The 3,586-nt window shown below is 70.7% G+C and carries 2 protein-coding genes and 1 pseudogene; all 3 read right to left on the reverse strand.

The annotated features are described in order from the left end of the window. A pseudogene (locus JHD63_RS21985) lies at positions 1-526 on the reverse strand (hypothetical protein); the annotation flags it as partial. Beyond that, on the reverse strand, positions 523-2,607 hold the full coding sequence (gene flhA, locus JHD63_RS21990; protein ID WP_198972918.1) for a flagellar biosynthesis protein FlhA: 2,085 nt from the start codon (positions 2,605-2,607) through the stop codon (positions 523-525). The gene flhA and the pseudogene JHD63_RS21985, both read right to left, overlap by 4 nt. Further along, the coding region (locus JHD63_RS21995; RefSeq protein ID WP_198972919.1) for an EscU/YscU/HrcU family type III secretion system export apparatus switch protein at positions 2,604-3,586 on the reverse strand (983 nt) is incomplete at its 5' end. The genes JHD63_RS21995 and flhA, both read right to left, overlap by 4 nt.

Genomic DNA, 3,586 nt, shown 5'->3' on the forward strand with positions numbered 1-3,586 from the left:
CCCCCCCCCCCCCCCCCCCCCCCCCCCCCCCCCCCCCCCCCCCCCCCCCCCCTTTTAGATGTGTATAAGAGACAGGCTCGGGGTCGGCCAGCGCCTCGTCGGCGCGCAGGCCCTCGGCCTGGCCGGAGAGCGCTTCGTGCCGGCGGCGCAGCATGCGCTCGCGCACGTAGTCCTGGAACGAGAGGGTGCTCATCGCCAACTGCTCGGTGTCTTCCTGCACCGGGTTGCGCGGCGTGGCCGCGGGCCGCGCCGCAAGGCTGCGCGGCTGGGGCTGCTGGACGGCGGCGCGGGCCGGGACGGCGCGCGGCGCGTCCAACTGGGCGGCGGCGCGGCCCTGCAGCGGCGAAGGGGCTGGCGCCGGGGCGTGGCTGTCGAGCGCGGCCAGCGATTCCTCGGCGGTCGCCACCACCTCGACGCCGTTGGCGACGGGGCGGTTCGACAGGATCAGCGTGCCTTCGCCGAAGGCGGCGCGCGCCTTGGCCAGGGCCTCGCGCGCGGTGGCGGCGTGGAAGCGTTGGATGTTCATGCTGAGGCACCTCGGAGGATCGGACCGATGCGGATGGTGTGGGTTTCAGGGATCTCGCTGTGGGCGAGCACCTGCAGGCGGGGCGCCACGCGCCGCACCAGGCGGGCGACGGCGCTGCGGATGACGTCGGGCACCAGCAGGCAGGCGGGCAGGCCCATTTCCTCCTGCTTGAGCGCCACCTCGGCGGCCGAACGGGTGAGCACGTCGGCCACGCCCGGGTCCAGCGCCGGGCCGCTGGCGCCGCCCAGTGCCTGCACAAGCAGGCGCTCCAGGCCGGGCTCGATGGCGATCACCGCCAGTTCGCGCGTCGGGCCGTAGATCTGCTGCACGATGGCCGGCGCCAGCGCCACGCGCACGCGGCGCGCCAGTTCGGCCGGGTCGGTGATGCTGCCGGCGTACTCGGCCAGCGTTTCGACGATGGTGCGGATGTCGCGGATGTGCACCGACTCGTCCAGCAGCAGCTGGAGGACTTTCTGGAAGACGGCGATCGGCACCATTTTGGGAACGACTTCCTCGATCAGTTTCGGAGCCAGCTTGGCGACGTGCTCGACCAGTTGCTGGGTTTCGGTGCGGCTCAGCAGCTTGGCGGCCTGCACTTGCATCAAGTGTGACAAATGGGTGGCCATCACGGTTTCGGAATCAACCACGGTAAAGCCTGCCATTTGCGCCGCTTCCTTCTGCCGTTCGTCGATCCAGTGCGCCGGCAGGCCGAAGGCCGGGTCGGTCGTGGCCGTGCCGATCAGCGGCGTGGTGATGCCGCCCGGGTTGATCGCCAGGTACATGCCGGGGAAGGCTTCGCCTTCGCCCACCACCACGCCGCGCAGGGTGATGCGGTAGGCGCTGGGCTTGAGTTCGAGGTTGTCGCGCACGTGCACCGGCGGCGGCAGGAAGCCCACCTCCTGCGCGAACTTGCGGCGCACGCCCTTGATGCGCGTGAGCAGGTCGCCCTGGCGGGTCTTGTCCACCAGCGCGATCAGGCGGTAGCCCAGCTCCAGGCCCAGCAGGTCCACCGGCTGCAGGTCGTCCCAGGTGGCCTCGCCGTCGGGCAGTGCCGTGGCCGCGGCGGCGGCGGCCGGGTCGGCCGGCGGCGGCCGCTTGTACAGGCGCCAGGCCAGGTAGCCGAAGACGCTGCCCACCACCAGGAACACCGCGTGCGGCATGCCCGGGATCAGGCCGAGCAGGATCAGGATGCCCGCGGTCAGCCCCAGCACCTTGGGTGAATTGAAGAGCTGGCCCAGGATCTGGCCGCCCACGTCCTGCTCCTTGCCCACGCGCGAGATCACCATGGCCGCGGCGACCGAGATCAGCAGGCCCGGGATCTGCGCCACCAGCGCATCGCCGATGGCCAGCAGGATGTAGCTGCTGGCCGCCTGGCTGGCCGACAGGTCGTGCTGCAGCACGCCGATGGCGAAGCCGCCGACGATGTTGATCAGCAGGATCAGGATGCCGGCGATGGCGTCGCCGCGCACGAACTTGCTGGCGCCGTCCATGGCGCCGAAGAAGTTGGCCTCCTCTCCCACCTCGGCGCGGCGCTTGCGGGCCGTGGCCTCGTCGATCAGGCCCGCGTTCAGGTCGGCGTCCACCGCCATCTGCTTGCCCGGCATCGCGTCCAGCGTGAAGCGGGCCGAGACCTCGGCGATGCGTTCTGCGCCCTTGGTCACGACGATGAAGTTGATCACCACCAGGATGGAGAACACGATCAGCCCGACGGCGAAGTTGCCGCCGATCAGGAAGTGCCCGAAGGCCTCGATCACCGCGCCGGCCGCGCCCGGGCCGGTGTGGCCCTCCAGCAGCACCACCCGCGTCGAGGCGACGTTGAGCGACAGGCGCATCAGCGTGGTCAGCAGCAGCACCGCCGGGAAGGCGACGAAGTCCAGCGGCTTGACCATGTAGGCCGCCACCATCATCACCATCAGCGCCACCGCGATGTTGAGCGTGAAGAAGGTGTCCAGCAGCCAGGGCGGCATGGGCAGCACCATCATGGCCAGAATCATGACCACGAAGAGCGGCGCGGCGACGCCCTGCAGCATCGTCGCGTTCTTGCCGAGCCAGAGCCGGGCCTGTCCGAGCGAGGCGTTCATCGGTCAATCCTTGTGGTTGGCGAGAGCGGGTCCACCGGCGCGGCCGGGCTGGCCGCGGCGCCGTGCCGGGGCTTGTTGTGGGGGTCCATCTCGGGCGGCACCAGCGGCTCCGGACGGGGCTCGGCCGCCGGCATGGCGCCCTGGCCGCGCAGCGCGGCCTTCAGGCGGTAGACATAGGCCAGCACCTGCGCCACGGCGGCGTACAGCGCCGAGGGGATGGGCTGGTCCAGCTCGGCGTGGGCGTACAGCGCGCGCGCCAGCATGGGCGACTGCAGCACCGGCACGTCGTGCGACTTGGCGACCTCGCGGATGCGCATGGCCAGCAGGTCCGCGCCCTTGGCGATCACCTGCGGCGCGCCCATCGTCTTCTCGTCGTACTTCAGCGCGACCGCGTAGTGGGTCGGGTTCATCAGCACGAAATCGGCCTTGGGCACATTGGCGATGCTGCGGCGCTGCGACGCCTCGCGCTGGCGCTGGCGGATCTTGCCCTTGACCTCGGGGCTGCCCTCGGAATTCTTGTGTTCCTGCTTGACCTCCTCGTGGCTCATCTTCAGCCGCGAGCGGTGGAAGAAGGCCTGCAGCGGCACATCCACCACGGCCGCCGTGAACACCACCAGCAGCAGCAGCGCCACGCCCGAGACCAGCCAGTTGCCCAGGTCCTGCAGCGCCAGCGTGGAGGGCTGCAGCACCAGGCTGGCGACGCGCTGCACGCTGCTGCGCACGTAGCTCCAGGAGACGAAGGCCAGCACGCCGGTCAGCAGGCACAGCTTGGCCACGTTGGCGAATTGCTCCTTGCTGAACAGCCGGCCCAGGCCCGACAGCGGGTTGAGCCGGTTGAAGTCGGGCATGACCGGCTTCAGGCTGTTGACCCAGCCGCCCGCGGCCACGGTGCTGATCATGGCGGTGGCGCCCACGATGACCGCGAAGGCCAGCGCCGCGAGCAGGCCCACCGCGCTGAAGTCGCGCAGCCGGTCCAGCA

Source organism: Xylophilus sp. ASV27 (genome assembly GCF_016428875.1).
GTDB lineage: Bacteria > Pseudomonadota > Gammaproteobacteria > Burkholderiales > Burkholderiaceae_C > Xylophilus.